This window comes from Mesorhizobium sp. P3_A9 (assembly GCF_056402975.1).
In genome coordinates this window covers 22698-45932 of sequence record NZ_JBFUGJ010000002.1, presented here as the reverse complement: position 1 = coordinate 45932, position 23235 = coordinate 22698, and the positions used below count along the sequence as shown (strand labels likewise).

At 64.1% G+C, this 23235-nt stretch carries 21 protein-coding genes; 14 read left to right on the top strand and 7 right to left on the bottom strand.

Annotated elements, in window-relative coordinates; all coding sequences use genetic code 11:
* Window positions 1-18: 18 nt before the first annotated feature.
* The 5 genes from AC1DX0_RS01055 to speB all read right to left on the bottom strand — a co-directional run bounded on the left by AC1DX0_RS01055 (window position 19) and on the right by speB (window position 4368).
* Entirely contained in the window at window positions 19-921 is a 903-nt protein-coding gene (locus AC1DX0_RS01055; RefSeq protein ID WP_477218795.1) for a VOC family protein, read from the bottom strand.
* A gap of 188 nt (window positions 922-1109) precedes the next feature.
* Window positions 1110-1757: an amino acid ABC transporter permease gene (locus AC1DX0_RS01050; RefSeq protein ID WP_477218796.1), complete on the bottom strand. Its 648-nt coding sequence runs from the start codon at window positions 1755-1757 to the stop codon at window positions 1110-1112.
* On the bottom strand, window positions 1754-2410 hold the full coding sequence (locus AC1DX0_RS01045; RefSeq protein ID WP_477218797.1) for an amino acid ABC transporter permease: 657 nt from the start codon (window positions 2408-2410) through the stop codon (window positions 1754-1756). The genes AC1DX0_RS01050 and AC1DX0_RS01045 overlap by 4 nt, the downstream gene beginning before the upstream one ends.
* Before the next feature lie 6 nt (window positions 2411-2416).
* Entirely contained in the window at window positions 2417-3226 is an 810-nt protein-coding gene (locus AC1DX0_RS01040; RefSeq protein ID WP_477218798.1) for a transporter substrate-binding domain-containing protein, read from the bottom strand.
* Window positions 3227-3306: 80 nt separating this feature from the next.
* A complete protein-coding gene (speB, locus tag AC1DX0_RS01035; RefSeq protein WP_477218799.1) occupies window positions 3307-4368 on the bottom strand; it encodes an agmatinase in 1062 nt (353 codons plus the stop codon).
* 208 nt (window positions 4369-4576) lie between these two features.
* On the opposite strand from speB, the gene gcvA reads away from it, so the two are divergent.
* From gcvA to AC1DX0_RS00995, 8 genes are all read left to right on the top strand, one after another.
* A complete protein-coding gene (gcvA, locus tag AC1DX0_RS01030) occupies window positions 4577-5551 on the top strand; it encodes a transcriptional regulator GcvA (RefSeq protein WP_477218800.1) in 975 nt (324 codons plus the stop codon).
* Window positions 5552-5687: 136 nt separating this feature from the next.
* On the top strand, window positions 5688-6992 hold the full coding sequence (pncB, locus tag AC1DX0_RS01025) for a nicotinate phosphoribosyltransferase (RefSeq protein WP_477218801.1): 1305 nt from the start codon (window positions 5688-5690) through the stop codon (window positions 6990-6992).
* A gap of 199 nt (window positions 6993-7191) precedes the next feature.
* The gene (locus AC1DX0_RS01020) at window positions 7192-8631 is read left to right on the top strand and encodes a hypothetical protein (protein ID WP_477218802.1); all 1440 of its coding nucleotides are present in this window, start codon (window positions 7192-7194) and stop codon (window positions 8629-8631) included.
* 154 nt (window positions 8632-8785) lie between these two features.
* The gene (locus AC1DX0_RS01015) at window positions 8786-10108 is read left to right on the top strand and encodes an ABC transporter substrate-binding protein (protein ID WP_477218803.1); all 1323 of its coding nucleotides are present in this window, start codon (window positions 8786-8788) and stop codon (window positions 10106-10108) included.
* 181 nt (window positions 10109-10289) lie between these two features.
* On the top strand, window positions 10290-11171 hold the full coding sequence (locus AC1DX0_RS01010; protein WP_477218804.1) for a branched-chain amino acid ABC transporter permease: 882 nt from the start codon (window positions 10290-10292) through the stop codon (window positions 11169-11171).
* The gene (locus AC1DX0_RS01005) at window positions 11168-12130 is read left to right on the top strand and encodes a branched-chain amino acid ABC transporter permease (RefSeq protein ID WP_477218805.1); all 963 of its coding nucleotides are present in this window, start codon (window positions 11168-11170) and stop codon (window positions 12128-12130) included. The genes AC1DX0_RS01010 and AC1DX0_RS01005 overlap by 4 nt, the downstream gene beginning before the upstream one ends.
* Window positions 12127-12852: an ABC transporter ATP-binding protein gene (locus AC1DX0_RS01000; RefSeq protein ID WP_477218806.1), complete on the top strand. Its 726-nt coding sequence runs from the start codon at window positions 12127-12129 to the stop codon at window positions 12850-12852. Before AC1DX0_RS01005 ends, AC1DX0_RS01000 begins: the two co-directional genes overlap by 4 nt.
* Window positions 12849-13571, top strand: a complete 723-nt coding sequence (locus AC1DX0_RS00995) for an ABC transporter ATP-binding protein (RefSeq protein ID WP_477218807.1) — start codon at window positions 12849-12851, stop codon at window positions 13569-13571. Before AC1DX0_RS01000 ends, AC1DX0_RS00995 begins: the two co-directional genes overlap by 4 nt.
* Here AC1DX0_RS00995 and AC1DX0_RS00990 read toward each other — a convergent pair whose 3' ends face one another.
* Window positions 13572-15014 (bottom strand): sodium:proton antiporter, encoded by a 1443-nt coding sequence (locus AC1DX0_RS00990; protein ID WP_477218808.1) that lies wholly within the window; start codon window positions 15012-15014, stop codon window positions 13572-13574.
* Between the two features lie 157 nt (window positions 15015-15171).
* On the bottom strand, window positions 15172-15786 hold the full coding sequence (gene pncA / locus AC1DX0_RS00985) for a bifunctional nicotinamidase/pyrazinamidase (RefSeq protein WP_477218809.1): 615 nt from the start codon (window positions 15784-15786) through the stop codon (window positions 15172-15174).
* A gap of 178 nt (window positions 15787-15964) precedes the next feature.
* Here pncA and AC1DX0_RS00980 point away from each other — a divergent pair, with 178 nt between their 5' ends.
* Genes AC1DX0_RS00980 through AC1DX0_RS00955 form a run of 6 tightly spaced genes read left to right on the top strand, consistent with a single transcriptional unit; the run spans window position 15965 to window position 23209 of the window.
* Window positions 15965-16921 carry an FAD binding domain-containing protein gene (locus AC1DX0_RS00980; protein ID WP_477218810.1) on the top strand — a complete coding sequence of 319 codons (957 nt, stop codon included), beginning with the start codon at window positions 15965-15967 and terminating at the stop codon, window positions 16919-16921.
* Window positions 16918-19752, top strand: coding sequence for a molybdopterin-dependent oxidoreductase (locus AC1DX0_RS00975; RefSeq protein ID WP_477218811.1), 2835 nt, complete (start codon window positions 16918-16920; stop codon window positions 19750-19752). The genes AC1DX0_RS00980 and AC1DX0_RS00975 overlap by 4 nt, the downstream gene beginning before the upstream one ends.
* Complete coding sequence (locus tag AC1DX0_RS00970; protein WP_477218812.1) at window positions 19749-21290, top strand: 6-hydroxynicotinate reductase; 1542 nt, start codon at window positions 19749-19751, stop codon at window positions 21288-21290. The genes AC1DX0_RS00975 and AC1DX0_RS00970 overlap by 4 nt, the downstream gene beginning before the upstream one ends.
* On the top strand, window positions 21290-22174 hold the full coding sequence (locus tag AC1DX0_RS00965; protein WP_477218813.1) for a UPF0280 family protein: 885 nt from the start codon (window positions 21290-21292) through the stop codon (window positions 22172-22174). Before AC1DX0_RS00970 ends, AC1DX0_RS00965 begins: the two co-directional genes overlap by 1 nt.
* Entirely contained in the window at window positions 22167-22751 is a 585-nt protein-coding gene (locus AC1DX0_RS00960; protein ID WP_477218814.1) for an amino acid synthesis family protein, read from the top strand. The genes AC1DX0_RS00965 and AC1DX0_RS00960 overlap by 8 nt, the downstream gene beginning before the upstream one ends.
* Complete coding sequence (locus tag AC1DX0_RS00955; protein ID WP_477218815.1) at window positions 22748-23209, top strand: MarR family winged helix-turn-helix transcriptional regulator; 462 nt, start codon at window positions 22748-22750, stop codon at window positions 23207-23209. Before AC1DX0_RS00960 ends, AC1DX0_RS00955 begins: the two co-directional genes overlap by 4 nt.
* Window positions 23210-23235 lie beyond the last annotated feature (26 nt).

Below are 23235 nucleotides of genomic sequence, written 5' to 3'. Positions count from 1 at the left end.
TTCAGGCCCGCAGCCAGATCAGCCCCTTGCGAACACCATCCGCAGGCGGTTTCCCTCGGGATCGGCGAGGTCCAGCGCACCTTCCGTTTCCAGCCAGGGCACCTGCGCATCGCGGAGACGACGCGTGACGGCGGCGAGGTCTCCCCGGCTCGGAAGCACAACGGTAAAATGCTCCAGACCTGCCGCGCCAAGGGGTGGCTCCTTCAGCTCGCCGCGCGCCCAGATGTTGAACGCCACCATGTGTGGGCGTTCCTCGGTACCACAGTCGAACAGGCCAAACGTTGCGGACTGGATATGTGGCCTGAAGCCAAGCACGCCGAGGTAGAACGCCATCAGCGTTTCGGGCGACCGCGCGCGCATATGAACGTGACCGATGAAGCTGTCCACCGCCAGCGGAACCTTGGCACGGTCCGCCGTGCCGAGCTCCTGCAGCAATCGATCGACATCCAGGGGCTCGAGACCGGAATGCCTTGTACCGTCCTTGGCGACAAGCGAAACACCGCCGCCAGCCGTCTCTTCCCTGGAGGCGAGGCGCCCGGGCGTGTCGAAGCAGATCTCGATCCCGTTGCCCGAAGGGTCGGAAACGTAGAGCGATTCCGAGATCAGATGATCCTGGGCGCCGTGCCTCAGGCCGGAGGCACGCAGCCGGGCGGCGACCCGGGCCAGTTCCTTGCGTCTCGTGACATGAATGGCGACATGAAACAGATCGCGGGACTTTGGCGGCAGGACGGTTGTTGCTCCGGCGTGCAACACAATAAGGGTCTTGCCGTCGACGCCGAGTTCGACGATCCCGCCATCCCTGGTCAGCGTCGAGAGCCCGATGACGTCACGCCAGACCGGCAAAGCGGCTGGAATGTCGACGACGCGCAAATGAACCGGGCCGAGACGGGTGGTGGTGGCCAGAGTTTCTTGGCTCTTCATCGGCCGTTGTCTCCCTGCAGCGGGATAACATTAGCCGTGAATGATATACCTGTCTTGCGCATAGTTGGGGACGACCGCCACCGGGCGCGTATTCACCTGGGGCAGGCGGGTCGTTGTCGGCCCTGCTGTCACTTCCGATATCCGGCGTTAGTCGCCGTCGATGTTGCAGAACACAACATGCCTTCTGCTCAGCGCGCCGCCGCCTGCTTCTCCAGCGAACGGGCGTATTGCGTCAGCGGGAAGCACATGAGGAAGAAGATCAGCGCCACCAACCCATAGACCTTGAAGGGTTCGAAGGTGGCGTTGTTGATGGCGTTGGAGGTCCTGACCAGCTCCTCGAAGCCGATGATCGAGGTTAGCGCCGTCGATTTGATCAGCTGCACCAGGAAGCCGACCGTCGGCGCGCGGGTGATCGAGAAGGCTTGCGGCAGGATGATCAGCCTGAGTTCCTGGAGATAGTGCAGGCCTAAGCTGGCGCCGGCATCCCACTGGCCGCGCGGCAGCGCGTCGACGCCGGAACGCCAGATCTCGGCGAGGTAGGCGCTGGCGAAGAAGGTCAGGCCGAGCACCGCCGCGGTCCACGGTTCGATGCGCAGGCCGAGCATGGGAAGCCCAAAGAACATCAGGAAAAGCTGCATCAGCAGCGGCGTTCCCTGGAACAGGGCGATGTAGCCGGAGGCAAAGCGCCGGCTCCATTTATTCTTGGATATCCTCAGGAACAGCACCGCCATTCCGACGGCAGCGCCGCCGACAAAGGCGGCCAGCGACAGCAGCACCGTCCAGCGGGCGGCGAGCAGAAGGTTGCGCACGATGTCCCAGAAGGTGAATTCGATCATGACACACCAGCTCCGAGAACACGGCGCCCACCGGTGACCAGCAGCCGTCGCAAGGCCATCGACAGAGCGAGGTAGACCAGCGTCACGACGAAATAGGTCTCGAAGGAACGGAAGGTGCGCGCCTGCAGCATGTCGGCCTCATAGGTCAGCTCGCGCACCGCGATCTGCGAGACCACGGCCGATTCCAGCATCATGATGACGATCTGGCTGGTCAGCGCCGGATAGATGATCTTGAGCGCCTGAGGCAGCACGATCTTGATGAAGACCTGGCGGGGCCTCAAACCCAGCGCCAGGGCGGCTTCCGTCTGCCCGCCCGGCACGGCATCAAGCCCGGCGCCGACGATCTCGATCGTATAGGCTGCCATGTTGAGCGTCATCGCCAGCATGGCGGCCAGGATCGGGTCGAGCCTGATGCCGAGGCTGGGCAGGCCGAAGAAGATGAAGAACAACTGCACCAGGAACGGTGTGTTGCGCATCACCTCGACATACCAGGCGATGGCCCGCTTGAGCAGCACGGGGCCGTTGCGCCGTCCGGCGGCGCCGAGGATGCTGAGCAGCGTCCCCGCCAGCGTGGTGACGGCGATCAGCAGGATCGTCGTCACCGCGCCATGCGCGATGTCGCCCACAGCACCCGGGAGCCAGGCAAAGGCCACGGAAACTCAATCCTTGAGATTGTCGGGGTTGAGCGGCGTCTTCAGCCAGGCCTTCGAGCTTTCGTCCAGCTTGCCGTCGGCCAGCATCTTGGCGATGGCGTCGTTGACCGCCTTCTTCAAGCCGTCCTCGTTCTTGTTGAGGCCGATATGCGAGGGCGAGGTCAGCAGCTGGAATTTTTGCTCCGGCTTCAGCGCATCCTGCTTGGCCAGCACCTGGGCGCCGACATCGTTGCCGACGACCATCAGCTGGGTCTGGCCGGAGATGAAGGCCTGGATGACCGAATTGTAGTTGTCGAAGCGCTTGATGTCGGCCGAGGCCGGTGCTGCCTCGGTGAGCGAGGTGTCCTCGAGCGTGCCACGGTTGACGGCGATCGACTTGTCGGCAAGGTCTTCCTTGCCTTTGACCGTCATCGCCGCCGGCCCGATCACCGCGATGTAATAGGGTGCGTAGGCAGCGGCGAAGTCGATGACCTGCTCACGCTCCTTCGAGTAGCCGACGCTCATCAGTATGTCGACGCGATGGTCGTTCAGATAGGGGATGCGGTTCTGGCCGGTGACGGCGACCGGGTTGAGCTTCACCTTGAGCGTGTCGGCGATGTACTGCGCGACATCCATGTCATAGCCCTTGAGGCTCATATCGGCGCTGGCCGAGGAGAAGGGCGGGAAATCGGCGAAGACGCCGACATTGATGGTGCCGGCCTTGGTGATATCCGCCAGCGCGTCGGCATTGGCGGCCTGCGTGGCGAAGCCGAAACCGGCGGCGCCCAGCACCAGGATGGCGGCGATGGATGATTTGAGTGTTTTTTGGATTGTCATTGGTATTCCCCTTCTGGAAGCTTTTTGATTGTCTGGGTCGACCGCCGGCTCCAGCGCGGCGGCCGCCTTGGTTTTGGTCGTCAGGCTCCCTTGCCCGTAATGGCCGGGCTGAACACCATCAGGCTCAGGATTTCGAACAGCACCTGGGCGCCGGCGTGCGCGGTGTTGGTGGTGGCGTCATATTGCGGCGCCACCTCGACGACGTCACCGCCGACGATGTTGATGCCTTTGAGGCCGCGCAGCAGTTCGAGCACCTCGCGCGTCGTCAGGCCGCCGACTTCCGGCGTGCCGGTGCCCGGCGCGAAGGCCGGGTCGACGCTGTCGATATCGAAGGAGACATAGGTCGGGCCGTCGCCGACGATCTTGCGCGCCTTCTCGATGATGGCGGGTATGCCGAGACCGGTCACCTCCTCGGCGTGGACCACGGTCATGCCGGACTCGTAGGTGAACTCCCACAGATATTCGGCCGAGCCGCGAATGCCGATCTGGATGGTGCGGGTCGGATCGAGCACGCCATCGAGCACCGCGTTGCGGAACGGTCCGCCGTGGTGGAACTTGGTCATGTCGAACAGGCCGCTGGTGTCGCAATGGGCGTCGATGTGGATGAGGCCGACCGGGGCCTTCTTGCCGACGGCCTTCAGGATCGGATGGCTGATCGAATGATCGCCGCCGACCGACAGTGGAATGACGCCGGCATCGACGATCTGGTTGGTGCGGCGCTCGATATCCTCATGGCTGATCTCCAGCCGGTAACGGCTGCGGAACGGCGTGTCGCCGATGTCGGCCACCCGAAGCTCATGCGTCGGGGCGCATTCCAGCACGTGATTGTAGGGGCCGATACGTTCGATGGCGCGCAGCGCCCGCGGCCCAAAGCGGGAGCCCGGCCGGTTGGTGACGCCGAGGTCCATCGGCACGCCGATGATGGCCACCTGCAGGTCGCCGAAATCCGGATTCTCCGCAGCGATTTCACGGTAGGGCGCGGCGAGGAAGGTCGGAATGCCGGAATAGGGCGCCAGCCTGGTGCCGCTCTTGGAGAAGATCTTGTCGGCGACCTTGCGGAACTTCGGGTCGAACATTTCGCCGCCATGGCTCTCGCCATACTTGCGACGCAACGCGTCGAGCTTGCCGCGATCGTAACCCATATCCGTTCCTCCTGGCTGATGCTGTATGACCGTCGGCGACCCCAGGCGAACTGACCGTCATCCGGCCGGGTCGCTGTCCCGCTGGCTGCCTGCAGATTTCACGTCTTGATGCTGTTCCGGGCTGAAGTGTCCGGCAGCCGCATTGAAAAATCAATTGATATTGTTAGGGTGTTTTCTGTGAGAAAATCTCACAAAGAAGTGGAGCATCATGGCCAAGCGCCTGCCACCCCTGAACCCACTGCGCGCCTTCGAGGCCACGGCGCGCCATGGCTCGCTGACCAAGGCGGCGGGTGAGCTGAATGTCACGCATGGCGCCATCAGCCACCAGATCAAGGCGCTGGAACAGTCGCTCGGTGTCAAGCTGTTCGAGCGTGTCGGCCAACGGGTCAAACTGACGCCGCATGGCGCCGAGCTCTTGCCGGCGGTGTCGACAGCCTTCGACGGCATCGCCGCCGCCACCCAGCGGCTGACACGGCCGGCCAGCAGCGGCGCGCTGTCGGTGTCCTGCGTGCCGGCATTGCTGCTTTTGTGGATGACGCCGAGGCTGGGCAGCTTCACCGCGCAATATCCCGACATCCAGCTGACGCTCATCCCCTCCAACGATCCCAGGGATATCCGCGCGCCGCATATCGATGTCTGCGTACACTATGGCAATGGCAGCTGGGCCGATTGCTGGATGCGCAAATGGTCCGGTCTCGAACTGTTTCCCGTGGTCAGCCCGACCTTGATCAACAACCGGCCGATCCGCAGCGTTCGCGATCTCGCCGATCATGTCTTCCTGCATGGCGATGACGGACGCGAATGGCACACCTGGCTGGCAACCGCCGATGCATTGGATCTCGAGCGCGGCCGCCGCCATTATCTGGGTGACGCACGCATGGCGACCGAGGCCGCGGTGCACGGCCATGGCGTGGCGCTGGGCGATTCCGTAACGGCAAGCGCGCTGCTGGCCAGGGGCATGCTGGTCGCGCCATTCAGCCTGTCGGTGCCGGCGGTCGACGAATTCTACATCGTCTGCCGCAACGAAATGCGGACGACGCCGATCGTGCAGGTGTTCATCGACTGGCTGTTCGCCGAAAAGGCCGGGGATGACGGCCGCGCCGACGCTCCGGTCGCCGGCCGCATCATCAGCCGCCGCAAGCGTCCGCAACTCAAGGTCATCGGCGCAAAGACCGGGAGCTGAGATTGGCCTGTCCACAGCCATATGCAGGCCGTTCTTTTTGTCGGGCCAGCTTGAAAGCGGGCAGCGTTCTGGCCAATTCGATGCTATGAGGCCTGTCGCGATTGTGGGTGGCAGGCAGCGAAGGCGGTAACCAGACATGGCAAAGACCGATATTGCGCGGCGCGTCTACAACCACACCTGGAAGCTCGACCCGATCGTGCGCAGCCTGCTCGACACGGACTTCTACAAGCTTTTGATGCTGCAGATGATCTGGGGCATGTACCCCAAGGTGGAGACCACCTTCTCGCTGATCAACCGCACAACCTCGGTGCACCTGGCCGACGAGATCGATGAAGGCGAGTTGCGCGAACAGCTCGACCATGCCCGCACGCTGCGCTTCTCCAAGAAGGAGATGATCTGGCTCGGCGGTAACAATTTCTATGGCCGCAAACAGATCTTCGAACCGGAATTCCTGGCCTGGCTGGAAGGCTTCCGGCTGCCGGACTACGAGCTGTCGAAGCGCGACGGCCAGTATGAGCTGACCTTCAGCGGGCCGTGGATGTACACCACGCTGTGGGAAATCCCGGCGCTCGCCATCATCAACGAACTCCGATCTCGCGCGGCCATGCGGGCCTTCGGGCCGTTCGCGCTCGATGTGCTCTATGCCCGCGCCAAGGCCAAGATGTGGGCCAAGACAGAGCGGCTGAAGGCTCTGCCCGGCATCCGCATATCGGATTTCGGCACGCGCCGGCGCCATTCCTTCCTGTGGCAGCGCTGGTGCGTCGAAGCGCTGAAGGAAGGCATCGGCGAGGCCTTCACCGGCACCTCCAACGTGCTGCTGGCCATGGACAACGACCTCGAAGCGCTCGGCACCAACGCGCATGAACTGCCGATGGTGTTTGCCGCCCTTGCCAAGTCCGAGAAAGAGCTGAAACAGTCGCCCTACAAGGTGCTGCAGGACTGGCAGCGCTACTATGGCGGCAACCTCTTGATCGTGCTGCCCGATGCTTTCGGCACCGCCTCCTTCCTGCGCGACGCGCCGGACTGGGTGGCCGACTGGACCGGCTTCCGTCCCGACAGCGCACCGCCGATCGAGGGCGGCGAAAAAATCCTGTCGTGGTGGCGCGAGAAGGGCAAGGACCCCAAGCAGAAGCTGCTGATCTTCTCCGACGGGCTTGAGGTGGAAACCATCGAGGAGACCTACCGTCATTTCAAGGGCAAGGTGCGCATGTCCTTCGGCTGGGGCACCAACCTGACCAATGATTTCGAAGGCTGCGCGCCGATCGAAACCAACAGCCTCGATGCGATATCGCTGGTCTGCAAGGTCACCGAGGCCAATGGCAGGCCGGCGGTGAAGCTATCCGACAACCCGGCCAAAGCGACGGGGGATAAGAAGGAGATAGAGCGCTATATCAGGATTTTTGGCCAGAAGGACCGCGTGGAGCAACTGGTCAAGGTGTGAGGGGCGACCGGTGCTTCCGGCATCGCCACACGAGACCGCAAAATTGGATAGGCTGAGTTCCTTGGCGCCCCCCTCTGTCCTGCCGGACATCTCCCCCACTTGGGGGGAGATTGGACTTCATCTCCGCCTTCGCCAATCTGCAACGTCGCTAGAGAGGCGCCGATCGCGCGAACTGCCAATCTCCCCCCTCGTGGGGGAGATGTCCGGCAGGACAGAGGGGGGCGCCGTAGAGCGCGGCCCTCTGTCGTTGGCCTTATTGCTTACCGCCGTATCGCTCATATCCCCCACCCCCGCCTTCGCCCACGCCTCCGATCGAGGCCACGTCCTGCTCCTGCCAACAGGCTACTATCTGATCGGCGGCGCCTTCGCCGTGGCCGTCAGCTTCCTCGTGCTGGCGCTGCTGCCGGCGGCTTCGCTCGACAAATTCTGGCGTCGGCGCCGGCCGCTTTTCGCCTTCGGTGACAACGCTCGCACCGCCATCAGCCTGGCATCCTTTGCCGGCTTTGCAATTCTCATTGCCGCCGGCTTTTTCGGCAGCCGCGACCCGCTCTCCAACCCGCTGCCTCTAGTGATCTGGACGCTGCTGTGGGCCGGCGGCACGCTGCTGCAAGGCGTCTTCGGCGACCTCTGGTTATGGCTCAATCCCTGGCATGGGCCATGGCGCCTCGCCTCTCGCCTGCTCGGCACAAACGATGAGGGACCATGGCGCCTCCCTCGATGGCTCGGCTGCTGGCCTGCCGTCATCCTGTTTTTCGCCTTTGCCTGGTTCGAACTCATCGATCCGGCGCCTGACGATCCGGCCCGCCTTGCATGGGCCGCCGGTCTCTACTGGCTGTTCTCTTTCCTGGCGATGCTGGTATTCGGCTATCCCCAGTGGAGCCGCAGCGGCGAGTTCCTGACCATCTTCTTCGCGATGGTGGCGCGCTTTGCGCCGGTTGAGCGCGACGAGGAAGGCCGGCTTGCACTGTGCTGGCCGGGCGCCAAGCTGCTCGCGGCGGAGCCACTTTCGTCCAGCGGCATCGCCTTCCTGCTGCTGGCCCTGTCCTCGGTCTCCTTCGACGGCCTGTCGAAAACCTTCTTCTGGCTCGGCCTGTTCGGCGTCAATCCGCTCGAATTCCCCGGCCGCACCGCCGTGATCGGCAGCGCCACTTTCGGGCTCGTTTTGACATTCGTTCTGCTGGTGGCGGTGTTCCTTCTCGCCGTCATCCTCGGCCAGCGTCTTGCGGGCAGTGATCAGCCACTCGGACAAGCGGCCGGCCTGCTGGTGTGGTCGATCGTGCCGATCGCACTCGCCTATCACGTCGCGCACTATCTGACGGCGCTTCTGGTCGACGGCCAGTATGCGCTAGCCTCCCTGTCCGACCCGTTCGCGTTGGGTTGGAACCTGTTCGGTACCGCCGACATCCAGGTCGAGGCCGGCATCGTCGCCGGCGCGGAGTCGGCGTGGTGGCTGTGGAACATCCAGGCCGGCGCCATCATCCTGGGCCATGTGCTCGCCGTCCTCATCGCCCACGGCTTTGCCTGGCGCCTGCATCCGCAGCCTGCCCGCGCCGCACTCAGCCAGTTTCCGCTCACCCTGCTGATGATCGCCTACACCGTCTTCGGCCTCTGGTTGCTTGCCACGCCGACCGCCGGATGAGAAAAGGGCGGCCCCGATGTCGTTGGGGAAAGCTCGCTTGCCACATCAAGGCTTTGGTGATTTAGTTTGTACACATGCAATTTTTTGCACCCTCTGAGCGAGGATGCCGAAGCCGCCTTATCGTTGGTCAAAACCGAAAAACAGGGGAACGAACATGGCTGACAAGAACGGATTTTTCGACCTCTCCAAGACCGCCTTCACCTCCAAGACTGGCCTCACCCGCCGCACGGCGCTGAAGGGCCTGGCCGCAGGCGCCGGCCTTGCCGTGGCGCCAGGTTTCGTTCGCTATTCCCAGGCGCAGAGCTCGGCGCCGATCAAGATCGGCTTCCAGTCGCACCGCACCGGCATCGGCGCTGCCTATGGCCGCTGGTACGAGAAGACCACCGCTGCCGCCGTCAAGGCGATCAACGCCGCCGGCGGCATCAATGGCCGTCAGGTCGAGGTCATCATCGAGGATGACGGCACCGATCCCGGACGCGGCGCCGAAGTGGTCGGCAAGTTCGCCACCCAGCACAAGACCGACATCGTCTTCGGCACGCTGTTCTCGCATGTCGTGATCGGCTCGGCGCCCGCCGCCGGCGAAAACAAGATGCCCTATTTCGTCGTCAGCGAAGGCCACCATGTCGCTTCGACCAAGCTCAACCGCTACGTCTTCCAGCCCGGCATCACCGACGTGAAGAGCCAGATCCAGTCGATGGCGCCGTGGATCGCGGCCAATGCCGGCAAGAAGGTGACGCAGATCTTCCCCGATTTCGCCTTCGGCTACGACCACCGCGACTACCTGCCGCCGGCGCTGAAGGCGCAGGGCGCTGAGGTCATCGCCCAGATTGCCATCCCGCCGACGGAATCGTCCTTCACCAAATATTTTCCGCAGATCCCGCCCGAGACCGAAGTGATCTACCATGTCATGGTCGGCCCGGCGGTGCTCACCTTCGTCAAGGAACTCGGCGAGTTCTACGGCTCCAACCGGCCGCAGCTGTTCGGCTTCATCGATTCGCTCGAGGCCACCGACATCAACAGCCCCGGCCTGGAATTTTTGGACGGCAGCCATTTCTGGGAAGGCTCTCCGCGCTACGCGCAGGCCGATGACAGCGAAGCGCAAAAGGCCTATCGCGCCGCTGTCGGCATCGACGACAATGGCGCCGCCGTCGGCGACCCAAAGGACGTTTCCACCGCCGCGCATATGTTCGGCTGCTGGGAAACGCTCTATGTCGTCAAGAAGGCGATGGAAGACGCCGGCTACAAGGGCCCGGAAGACCGCGCCAAGCTGGTTGAGGCCACCGAAGCCCTGACCGCCTTCGCCGAAGGCCCTGAGCATCCGCAAGGCGCGAAAACCTTCAACGGCAAGATCCACCAGTGCTTTGGCATCCAGAACATCTCCAAGGTCGAAGGCGGCAAGCTGAAGGTTGTGCACAAGACCAAGATCGAAGACGGGTTTTACGAGGCCGAGGGGGATTATACGACGCAGGCGCTGTGAGCTTAGCTCCAGCAGCGTGAGCGCCAAGGCACCCCCCTCTGTCCTGCCGGACCCGGCCCTTCGCTGTCGCTCCGGGCGTTCGTCGTTCGGAAAGCCAAGCAATTGGCTTTCCGTCCGCTACGCGGACCACTTCTCACCCCCCGCAAGGGGGGTGCCTCGCGCATCCCTCGGTGCCTAGCCGATGCACTTCGGACCTCACCTCCTCCTTGCCGCCCTCGAAGGCCTCGTCACCTCAGCCGTGCTGGCGCTGACGGCGCTGGGGCTGTCGCTGGTGTTCGGCGTCATGCGGGTTGTCAATGTCGCGCATGGCGAGTTCTTCATGCTGGGTGCCGTGCTCGCCTGGGCGATCACCACGGCGATCGGCGGCCATCCGGCGCTCGGCTTCCTGGCGGCACTGGTGATCGCGCCGCTGATCGTCGGCGCCATCGCGCTGGTCGCCGAGCGGTTGGTGCTGCGTCGGCTGAATTACAATCCGGAAGCCACCATCGTTGCCACCATCGGCATGCTCTACATCATCCAGCAATTGGCGCTGACCTTCTATGGTCCGGAAGCGCGGCCCGTCGAGCCGCCGTTCAACTACCGCATCCTTTTGCCGTGGTTCGGCTATTCCGGCTACAAGCTGTCGATCATTGCCGCTTCCGCGCTTCTCCTGATCGCGACATGGCTGGTGCTGACGCGCACGAAGATCGGCCTCGTCATGCGCGCCACGCAATATGACAGCGAGACGGCGCAGGCCTTCGGCATCCCGGTCGGCCGCGTCTATGGCGGCGTCTTCGCGCTTGGCGCCATGCTGGCGGCGATCGCCGCGGTGTTGATCGTGCCGATCAGCCAGGCGCATTATCTGATGGGACAGGATCCGCTGCTGCTGTCCTTCATCGTCGTCATCATTGGCGGTCTCGGCTCGCTGCGCGGCACGGTCGGTGCCGCCGTGCTGATCGGCATGTCGGACGGCATCATCTCGATGTTCTTCTCGCCGACCTTGGCCAAGATCATCGCCACGCTGCTGGTCGCCATGGTGCTGGTGTTCCGGCCGCAAGGCCTGTTCGGGACGGCGTCGCGATGAGCGAAGCTTCGCCGGCAAAGGCCTATGCGCTGCATCTCGGCGTCATCGCCCTGCTCTTCGTGCTGAGCTTCCTGCTGCCGGATTACTATCACGGCCTGCTCGCCCGCATCATGGTGCTGGCAGTGTTCGCCATGGGTTACAACATGCTGTTTGGCTATGTCGGCCTGCTCAGCCTCGGCCATGCCATGTTCTTCGGCGCCGGGCTCTACGGCGCCGGCCTTGCCATCATCCAGCTTGGTTGGGGTGTGCCACTGGCCTTCCTCAGCGGGATTGCCTGCGGCGCGGTGCTGGCGCTGGTGATCGGCCTGCTGGCGCTGCGCACCACGGGCGTCGCCTTCATGATCGTCACCATGATGTTCGCGCAGGTGTTTTATCTCCTGATCCTCTATTTCGCGGCCTGGACCGGCGGCGATCAGGGTCAGGTTGTGCCGCAGCCGGCGCGCGTTCTCACTTTCGGTGCGGCCTCGCTCGATCTCACCAATCCGACCGTGCGCTACATGAGCGCGCTGGCGCTGTTCTCGATCGTGCTGCTGATCACACTGGCGATCGTGCGCTCCCGCTATGGCCGCGTGCTGGTCGCCATTCGTGAGAACGAAGAGAGGACGAAGATGCTGGGCTACGACACCTTCTCCAACAAGCTCATAGCCGTGGTCGTCTCCGGTACGATCTGTGCGGCGTCGGGTGCCGCCTATGCGCTGCTGTTCGGCTATGTCGGATCGAGCTTCGCATCGGTGCAATATTCGATCCTGCCGCTGCTCTGGGTCTTGCTCGGGGGTGCTGCCACAACGCTCGGGCCGCTGATCGGCACGGTCTTCATGTACTATGTCATCGACGTCACCAGCGGCTACACATCGGCCTATCTGCTGATCGTCGGCGTTGCGCTGATCCTGCTGGTGCTGTTTTTCCCCAAAGGCATTCTTGGCACCATTCGCCAGCGCTGGCTCGGGTGGCTGCCATGACGCCGCTTTTGACCACAAAGGGCCTGTCACGCAATTTCGGCGGCCTGCGCGCCGTCGATGGCGTCGACTTCACCTTGATGCCCGGTGAGATCCGCGCTGTCATCGGTCCCAACGGGGCGGGGAAGACGACCTTCGTCAGCCTGGTCAGCGGCCGCATCCAGCCCTCTTCGGGTGCGATCGTCTTCGACGGCGCCGACATTACCGGCCTGCCGGCGTATATCCGGGTGCGCCAGGGCATCGCCTACACCTTCCAGATCACCAGTGTCTTCGCCAATCTCAGCGCCTACGAGAACGTCGCGCTGCCGGTGCAACGGACACTGAGCGATGGCCGCTCGAAAGGCGCGGTCAGGGCCGGCGTCATGACAGCGCTCGAACGCACGGGATTAGCCGATCGCGCCCATATGCCGGCGGGGCAATTGTCCTATGGCCACCAGCGTCTGCTGGAGGTGGCGATGGGCCTGGCGCTGAAGCCACGCCTTTTGATCCTCGACGAGCCGACGCAAGGCCTGGCCGACTCTGAGATCGACAATTTCATCACCTTGGTGCGCGAGATCGCGAAAAACGCCACCGTGCTCCTGATCGAGCACAACATGCCTGTCGTCATGCAGCTAGCCGACCGCATCACCGTCTTCAATGCCGGCAAGATCCTGGCTGAAGGCACGCCCGAGGCGATCCGCGAAAACGCGGCGGTGCAGGAAGCCTATCTGGGGACCGCCCCATGATTGAGACGAACAAGGCGGAAGCATTGCGGATCGCGGGACTGGAATGCTTCTATGGCGAGGTCCAAGTGCTGTACGGGCTCGACCTCGTGCTGAACAAGGGCGAGGTGCTGTGCCTGTTCGGCCGCAACGGCGCCGGCAAGACGACGACGCTGAAGGCGATCATGGGCCTGGTTCCCTCAAGTGCCGGCTCGATCAAACTCGCCGGCCAGGAACTGACCGGCCTGCCGGCGCATGAGGTGCCGAAGGCCGGCGTCGCCTATGTGCCGCAGGGCAGGCGGCTGTTCGCCGAGATGACTGTGGCCGAAAACATCGAGATCGGGCTGATGGCGCGCGGCAAGGGCAAGACGACACGGGAAACCGTGCTCGACCTCTTCCCATTGCTGCGCCAGCGGCTGCGGCAGCGCTCGGGCACATTGTCGGGCGGCGAGCAGCAGATGCTGGCCATGGCGCGCGCTCTCTGCCTCGAACCGCAAGTGCTGCTGCTCGACGAGCCGACCGAAGGTCTGATGCCGTCGATGATCGCAAAAATCCGCGAGACGGTGGCGAAGCTGCGCGACATGGGCGTCTCGACCATCCTGGTCGAACAGCGCGTCGACGCGGTGCTGTCGGTCGCCGACCGGGTCTCGTTCATTGAGAACGGCCGCAACCGCGAAACGGTGGATGTCGAGGAATTGCGCGCCGATCCATCGGCGGTCAGGCGCTATGTCGGCGTCGGCTGATCAGCCGAAAAACAGAAAGCCCGCGATCAAGAAGGTCGGGATCAGCACCAGTCCGGACCACAGCATATAGCCGAAGAAGCCGGGCATCTCGACGCCGCGCTGCCGGGCGATGGCATAGACCATGAAGTTGGGCGCATTGCCGATATAGGTGTTGGCGCCCATGAACACGGCGCCCGCCGAGATCGCGGCAAGCGTCGAGGCAAACTCCGTCATCAGGTGGTGTGGATCGCCGCCGGCCAGCTCGAAGAACACCAGATAGGTCGGCGCGTTGTCGAGGAAAGACGACAGCGCCCCGGTCAGCCAGAAATAGGCGAGGTCGTTGGGTGTGCCTTGCGCTGAGGTGACGAGCGCGACCAGCGGCGCCAGCGCGCCGTCATGACCGGCCCTCAGGATGGCGATGACCGGCACGATGCAGATGAAGATGCCGGCAAACAATTTTGCCACTTCCGCGATCGGTCCCCAGTTGAAGCCGTTCGCTTCGCGGTACTCCCGGCTGGAAATCGCCAGCGAAACGAAGGCCAGCGCCAGGATGACGGCATCGCGCACCAGGTTCTGCAATTCGAGGGTCACGCCTTGAATGGAGACGCTGACCTCCGGCTTCCATGTCGCCGACAGCAGGATGGCGCCGATGACGCCGGCCAGCAGCGGAACGTTGGGCAGGCCGCGGATGCGTATTTTCGAATCCGGCGTCGGATCCTTGATCTTCGGCGCGCCGTTTTCGCGCCGGTGCAGGATGATGTCGATCGCCAGGAACGCCGCAAGCACCAGGCCGCCAACGAACAGCGTCTCGTGCCAGAGGTTCGCGGTCGTCCAGAAGAAGTCGACGCCGCGCAGGAAGCCGACGAACAGCGGCGGGTCACCCAAAGGCGTCAGCGAGCCGCCGATGTTGGACACCAGGAAGATGAAGAAGATGACGACATGGGCGTTGAACGGCCTGTTGTCGTTGGCGCGGATGATCGGCCGGATCAGGATCATCGAGGCGCCGGTCGTGCCGATGACCGAGGCAAGCAGCGCGCCGACCAGCAGCAGCCCGGCATTGACCAGCGGAGTGCCGTGGATGTTGCCGGCGACCAGGATGCCGCCCGAAATGGTGAACAGCGCAAACAGCAGGATGATGAACGACATGTACTCGGTGAGCAGCGCATGCAGCACCGCCTCGGTCGCCGAGGGGACACCGAAGGCGAGCGCCAGCGGCACGATCACCAGCGCCGCCCAAAGGGCCGCGATCTTGCCGTAGTGATGCTCCCAGACGTGGGGAAACAGCAGCGGGCCGGTGGCGATTGACAGCAGCAGGCCGGCAAAGGGCAGCGCCCACCATAGAGACATCGAGGCTCCGGGCAGCGCGTGTTCCTCGGCCGCGAAGGCTGCTCCCGGGACCAGCATAGCGACGGCCACGACGCATGCCGCGCGCAGGGGGAGCGAATATGAAAAAGGCCCCCTCATCCGGCCGCTACACGGCCACCTTCTCCCCGAGGGGAGAAGAGACTGGCGTCAGCGCTCGCCATCTCCTCTCCCCTCGGGGAGAGGTCGGATTGCCCCGAATTGCTTTTCGCAATTCGGTTGGCAATCCGGGTGAGGGGGTTCTTTCCCAAAGGACGGATCAGTCCGACAGATGGTCTTCAAGCGTCACGCCGGCTTCGCGCATGCGCTGCAGCATGGCATCGAGCGAGCCGTTGAGGTCGATGCCACGGCAGGCATCGAGCCGGACGGTGGTTTTGAACCCCTGGCTGACGGCGTCCAGCGCCGAAAAACCGACGCAGAAATCGGTCGCCAGGCCGACCAGGGTGATGGTGTCGATGCCGCGCTCCCTGAGATAGCCACCGAGGCCGGTCGACGTCGAATGGTCGTTCTCGAAGAAGGCCGAATAGCTGTCGATGGCGGGGCGAAATCCCTTGCGGATGACCAGTTCGGCCTTGGTCCAGGCAAGGCCGGAATGAAAATCCGAGCCGAGGCTGCCCTGGATGCAATGATCCGGCCACAATGTCTGCTGGCCATAGGGCATTTCGATCATCGTGAAAGGCTGCGCACCCGGATGGCTGGAGGCAAAGCTGGAATGGCCGGCGGGGTGCCAGTCCTGCGTCAGCACGATATGGTCGGCGTGGCGGATCATATCGTTGACCAGCGGCACGATCTCGTCGCCGCCGGTCACGGCCAACGCGCCGCCCGGGCAAAAGTCGTTCTGCAGGTCGATGACAACAAGCGCTTCGTCGGCCATGGGCTTCCCTCTTCTATGTCATGCTCCAGTGGAAATGCCGCGAACGCGACCGGAGGCAGAAACTTGACCAGATGGCCGGCTGCGTCAACCTCTGGCGGTATAACAAATGCGTGGCGGTGTAGTTGCGGCAAACTCTGGCTTTGACAATTTCTGCCGGCTTGATATCATTTGCATACGAATGAATTTCCGGTTTCAAAACCGGCAAGACAATCCCGGGGTAAACGCCCTGGGTGGGCCAATTCAGGGGAAGGCCCCATCTCTGGGAAGGCAAAGCGTGATCCGTTACGCGAAACCCACCACGGTCGACGAGGCGCTCGCGCTGCTTGGCGAGGGCGCCTGGCGCATGCTTGCCGGCGGCACGGATTTCTATCCGGCGCAGGGCGCGAAGCCGTTCCGCGACAATGTCCTCGACATCAATGGCCTCGCGGCGCTGCGCGGCATCGCCGAGACGGATGACCATTTCGTCATCGGCGCGCGCACGACATGGACCGACATCATCCGCCACCCCTTGCCTCCCGCCTTCGACGCGCTGAAGCAGTCGGCGCGCGAGGTGGGTTCGCCGCAGATCCAGAATGTCGCTTCCGTCGCCGGCAATCTCTGCAACGCCTCGCCAGCCGCCGACGGTGTGCCGGGCCTGCTTATCCTTGATGCCGAGGTCGAACTGCGCTCGGCAACGACGACGCGCCATCTGCCCTTGCCGGATTTCATTCTCGGCAATCGCCGCACGGCCTTGCAGCCAGGTGAAATGGTCACGGCTATCCGTGTGCCAAAACCTGCCGCCAGCGGCACGTCCGCTTTCGTCAAGCTCGGCGCCCGGCGCTATCTCGTCATTTCCATCGCCATGGTGGCGGCCCGTCTGGTCGTGGAAAACGGCACTGTCATTGAAGCAGCGATTGCCGTGGGATCGTGTTCGGCTGTCGCCAAACGGCTTGCCGGTGTCGAGGCCGCGATACGCGGGTTGCCGGCAGATGGCGGGCTCGCGGCTGCGGTTCAGTCCGCGCCGATGACCGAGCTGTCGCCGATCGCCGATGTTCGCGGCAGCGCCGAATACCGGCTGGATGCGGTGCGCGAGATTGTTGCCCGGGCCGTATTGATGGCCGCCGGACCGATGAACGACCATATGGTGGCAGCATGAGCCAGGTTCTGCCTGAAGTCAGTGAAGCTCTGCTCTATCCGAGCGGTGTCCAACTTGGCCTCGGCCTTGAACGCGCCGATATCGCCTTCGCGGTCAATGGCGCAGCCGTCTCGGTCAATGTGCCACCGCTGCGCCGGCTGTCCCAGGTGCTGCGCGATGAATTGCAACTCACCGGCACCAAGGTCGGCTGCGACGCCGGTGATTGCGGCGCCTGCACGGTGCTGGTCGACGGCGACCCCGTCTGCGCCTGCCTGATGTCGGCGGCCTCGGCCGCCGGCGCATCGGTGACGACAGTCGAGGGGCTTGCCAATGACCGGCTTTCAGCGTTGCAGGCCTCCTTTCTCGCCCATGGCGCGGCGCAATGCGGCATCTGCACGCCGGCGCTGCTGGTCGCGGCAACAGCGCTGTTGGACACCAAACCGAGACCCACCGAGACCGAGGTGCAGGATGCGCTGGGCGGTATTTTGTGCCGCTGCACCGGCTACCGGAAGATCATCGCGGCGGTGATGGAGGCCTCCTTGCAGGCAGCCAGCCTCGATTTCTGCCTGCCCCAGTCCGGCCACGCCGTTGGCGCGTCACCCGTCAGGCTCGACGGCGTGCCGAAGGTCACCGGCGCTGAGAAATTCGGCGGCGATTCCTTCCCCGCCGATGCGCTTGCGGTGCTGGTGATCCGCTCGCCGCATTATCACGCCAGCTTCGCCTTTGGTGATCTCGACGGCTGGGCCAAGGCGCGTCCCGGTATCGTCGGTGTCTTCACGGCAGCCGATATTCCGGGAAAGAACTGTTTTGGCGTCATCGGCCCTTTCGCCGACCAGCCGGCGCTCGCCGAAGGCTTTGCGCGCCTGCGCGGCGAAGCGGTGGCGCTGGTCGCCGGCGAGCGCGAGGCGATGCTCGATCTCGATTTGTCGGATTTTCCGATCCGCTGGACCGAACTGCCGCATTTTCTCCAGCCTGCCGAAGCCCAGGCTGACGGCGCCGCGCTGATCCATGCAAATCGCCCTTCGAACCTGCTGACCTCCGGTTTTGTCGAACGCGGCGATCCCGAGGCGGCGCTTGCTGCCGCCGCCATCACGGTTTCCGGCGCCATCGACACCTCCTATGTCGAGCACGCCTATATCGAGCCGGAGGCCGGCCATGCCTATATGGACGGCGACACGCTGGTCGTCGTCGCCTGCACCCAGGCGCCCTACATGGACCGCGACGACACGGCGAAGGTGCTCGGCCTTGCCGTCGACAGGGTGCGTATCGTGCCGACCGCCACAGGCGGCGGCTTCGGCTCGAAACTCGATGTCTCGCTGCAACCGCTGATCGGCCTCGTGGCGCTGAAGACCGGACGGCCGGCGGCGCTCACCTACACCCGTAACGAATCGATGATGTCGACCACGAAGCGCCATCCCTCGGAAATGAAAGCGACCATCGGCGCCGATGCCGACGGCCATGTCACCGGCATGATCTTTGCCGGCGATTTCAACACCGGCGCCTATGCCAGTTGGGGACCGACCGTGGCCAACCGCGTGCCGGTACATGCATCCGGCCCCTATGCGACGCCGAACTACCGCGCCGAGGGCCGCGCCATCCACACGCATGGTCCGATCTCCGGCGCCTTCCGTGGCTTCGGCGTGCCACAGGCGACCATCATGCAGGAGACGCTCTATGATGAGCTGGCCGACAAGCTCGGCATCGACCGGCTCGACTTCCGCTTGAGAAACTGCCTTCGGAACGGTTCCGAAACGGTCACCGGACAGAGGCTGGAGTCCGGTGTCGGCATTGCCGAATGCCTTGAGGCGCTGCAGCCGCATTGGGCGCGCGCGACGGCTGACACAGACGTTTTCAACAGTGCTCATGTGGACAAAAAGCGCGGCGTTGGCATCGCTTCGTGCTGGTATGGCTGCGGCAACACTTCGCTGCCCAACCCGTCGACCATCCGCGTCGGCATTGTGGCTTCGGGTGACGTCATCCTGCACCAGGGCGCCGTCGATATCGGCCAGGGTTCGAACACCGTCATCACCCAGATCTGCGCCGATGCACTTGGCCTGCCGCTGGAAAGATTCCGGCTGAAGAGCGCCGATACGGCGATCAGCCCGGACGCCGGCAAGACCTCGGCCTCGCGCCAGACTTTTGTCACCGGCAAGGCGGCCGAAAAAGCCGGCCGCGCCTTGCGTGAAAAGATCCTGCGCTTCGCCAATGTCTCCGACAAGGCATCCCTGCAACTGGACGGTGCGGCGATCGTCATTCGCGAGGGTGACGCCACCCGCCGCATCGATCTCGCCTCACTCGACGCCGATGCCGACGGCTTCGTCTTCCGCGCCGAGGAGACTTACGACCCGCCGACGCTGCCGCTCGATGCCAAGGGCCAGGGCAAGCCCTACGCCCTCTATGGCTACGGCGCGCAGATCGCCGAACTCGAGGTCGATCTCAAGCTCGGCACGGTGAAGCTGCTGAAAATCACCGCGGCGCACGATGTCGGCAAGGCGATCAACCCGCTATTGGTCGAAGGCCAGATCGAAGGCGGCATCGCCCAAGGCATCGGCATGGCGCTGATGGAAGAATACATTCCCGGCCGCACCGAGAACCTGCACGATTATCTCATCCCGACCATCGGCGACGTGCCGCCGATCGAGACCATTCTGGTCGAGGTTCCCGATCCCGAAGGGCCGTTCGGCGCCAAGGGGCTGGGCGAGCATGTACTGATCCCGACGGCGCCGGCGATCCTCAACGCCATCCGCCACGCCACCGGCGTCCTGGTCACCAAGGTTCCGGCGACGCCGACGCGTATCCGCGCTGGCATTCGTGAAAAAGATGGCATCCGCGAAAAGGAGGCACGCCAATGAGCGAGCTTGCCGAACGTTTCGAAACCCATGATCCCGGCGAGAAGCTGGTGGCGGAGAAGATCCGCTGCGATGCCTGCCCGGTGATGTGCTACATCGCCGATGGCCGCACCGGCGCCTGCGACCGCTACGGCAATACCGGCGGCCGGATCGTGCGCATGGACCCGCTGACCATCCTCGACCATGCGGCCGAGACTGGCGCGGCTATGGTGCCCTTCATTGCCGAGGGCGAGGCATGGGATGGCGAACTGGTCAACACCGGCCGTCGCTTCGTCACGGCAATCGGCGCCGGCACCACCTATCCCGACTACAAGCCGGCGCCGTTCATCGTCAGCCAGGAGGTCGAGGGCGTCGATCTCGTCACCGTCGTCACCGAAGGCATTTTCTCGTATTGCGGCGTCAAGGTGAAGATCGACACCGACCGTCACCTTGGCCCGGAAACGGCTGTCGTGCGTTCGCAAGGCGAGGCGATCGGGCATGTCACAACAGGCGAGTATGGCTCGCAGATGCTGTCGCTCGGCGGTGTGCATCATTTGACCGGCGGCTCCAAGTCGGAAGGCCGCGCGACTTGCGACGCGCTGCTCAATCTGTGCAACCGCAAGCCGGTGGAACTCATCATCGATGGCGGCGCCACGATCATCGTCGAAGCCGGCAAACCACCCGTCATCGATGGCAAGCAGGAACACCGCATGCGCGTCGGCTGCGGCTCGGCCACCATCGGCATGTTCGCCACGCAATGGCGCGGGCTGGTCGACGAGGTGGTGGTGGTTGACGACCACATCACCGGCGTGGTTTCCGAGCACCAGGCTGGCAAGGTCTTGGGCTGGCAGGATACGGGCATAAAAATCGTCGGCCGGCGTTCGACGCCCGGCCGCTATTTCAAGGTTTCCGAGCCCGGCCTCGGCTGGGGCGGCACCTCGATTTCCGACCCGTTGTCGATCCTTGGCGACTGGAACGCCAAGAAGGGAGCGCGGCCGGGGCTGTCGCTGCTGATGGTTTCGACGACAGGCGAGCAGTTCGCCTATTACGAGCTCGACGACGAGCTGAAGCCGGTCGAGAAACCGTTCCCGGAGCGGCTGCAGAAGTCAGTCAATCTGATCGAGGACAATTGCGAGCCGGCTTTGTGCACCGTGCTGTTCATCGGCGGCGCCGGTGGCTCGCTGCGCGCCGGCGTCACCGAAAACCCGGTCAACCTCACCCGCTCAGTACAAGGCTTGAAGACTTATGTGACGGTCGGCGGCGCGCCGGTCTATGTCTGGCCCGGCGGCGGCATCACGCTGATGGTCGATGTCACGCGCGTGCCTGAAGGTGCCTTCGGCTATGTGCCGACGCCGGCGCTGGTGGCGCCGATTGAATTCACCTTGCGCCGTGACGACTATATCAGGCTCGGCGGCTACGAAGCCGAAATCCGCAGCGTCGAGGACATCGTCGCCAAGGGCGGCGAATACCTCAATGCACGCAGCGGCACCGGTGCCGCGGCCAGCAATCCATGGCCGCCGCTGGCGCAGTTGCGGCGCGATGCTTCAAACGGGACCGGATGATGGACGGCCCGCAAGCGCATTGGCTGCAGGACGGCAAGCGGCTGCATCTCAACCACGGGCCGATCGACCTGATCGTCGAGGCCTTTGGCGAGGCGCACGAATGCCAGCTGGCCTATGAGCAGGCGATTGCACGCTTCCAGACGATCCTGATCGAGTTGGTCGAGGAGCTTCCCGAATTGCGGCTCCCGGCATTTTTCCTGGCGCCACGCACCTTTGCCGGCCCGACGGCGCGCCGCATGGAAGCAGCCGTCATGCCCCTGGCGGAATGCTTCATAACACCGATGGCCGCCGTTGCCGGATCGGTAGCCGACGAAATGCTCGCCGCATTGCTTACCGGTCGCAAGCTCGAGCGCGCCTATGTCAACAATGGCGGCGACAGCGCTCTCCATATCGGCACGGGCCAGTCGATGGGTCTGGCGGTGGCCGGCACCGGCAATGGCATGGCCGACCGGATCACGATCCGCGCGGAAGATGGCGTTGGCGGCGTCGCCACCAGCGGTTGGCGCGGCCGCTCCTTCTCGCTTGGCATTGCCGACGCCGTCACCGTGCTGGCGCGGACCGGTGCCGAGGCCGATGCTGCGGCGACGCTCATTGCCAACGCGGTAGACCTGCCCGGCAATCCCGCAATCAGGCGCATTGCCGCACATGAACTGTCGCCCGACAGCGATCTCGGCGAGCGGCTGGTGACACAAGGCGTCGGCACGCTTGCACTTGGCGAAGTGGCGCGGGCGCTGGACAACGGCCTTGCTGTCGCCGAAGATTTTCGCCGGCGCGGCCTGATTGCCGCATCGGCGCTGTTTCTTGGCGGTGAGGCCCGCATCAGTGGCTCGGTTGCGCTTGCCGCGCCCAACAAAAATCCGAGGGAGGAAGTTGCCCATGCCTGAGTTTCCGATCCGCAAGATCGCGGTGCTGAGCGAAGAGATCTTTCACGAGGGCGGTCCGGTCGCGGACGTGCCGCGCCGGCGTGCTGCGGCCATGGCCGTGGTCAGGAACCCGTTCGCCGGGCGCTATGTCGAGGATTTGCAGAGCGCCATGGACGATCTGAAGCCGCTCGGCCTGCTGCTTTCCGACCGCCTGATCGCAGCGCTCGGCGGCGACGTCAAACAGATCGACGGGTACGGCAAGGGCGCCATCGTCGGCATTGCGGGCGAACTGGAGCACGGCGCGCTGTGGCATGTGCCGGGCGGCTACGCCATGCGTGAGCGGCTCGGCGACGCCAAGGCGATCGTTCCCTCGGCCAAGAAGGTCGGCGCCTTCGGCTCGAAGCTCGACGTGCCGCTCGGCCACATCAACGCCGCCTATGTGCGCAGCCATTTCGACGCCATGGAAGTCGGCATCAGCGATGGTCCGCGCCCCGATGAGATTCTTTTTTGTCTGGCCATGACCTGCGGGCCGCGCATCCACAACCGCATGGGCGGCCTTGCGGCCGACGGCATCAAGGCCTGGGACGGGCTGCGGTGAGCGGCGAGGATAATCTGCTCAAGCTGGTCGAGGTCGAGGCGCCGGACGATCAGGATTATCTCCTGCAGGAGCAGGTCGGCTTCATCCTGCGCAAGGCGCATCAGCGCCATGTCTCGATCTTCGCCGCGCATATCGGCGACCTGACGCCACCGCAATTCGCGGCACTGGCCAAGCTGCGCGATGTCGGCGAGACCTCGCAGAACCAGCTTGGCACGCTGATCGCCATGGATGCGGCAACAGTGAAGGGCGTCATCGACCGCCTAAAGGCGCGCGGCCTGGTCGAGCTTTCCAAGCACGAGGTCGACAAAAGGCGGCTGCTGGTCAATTTGACCCCCGAAGGCCGCGACGCCATCGAACGCCTGATACCCCTGGCGCGCGATATCACCAGAGAAACGCTGGCGCCGCTCTCGGCCAAGGAGATCACCACCTTCACGAAGCTGCTGGCGAAGCTTGCGTGAGGTCTATCAGATATCTGCCGTATCGA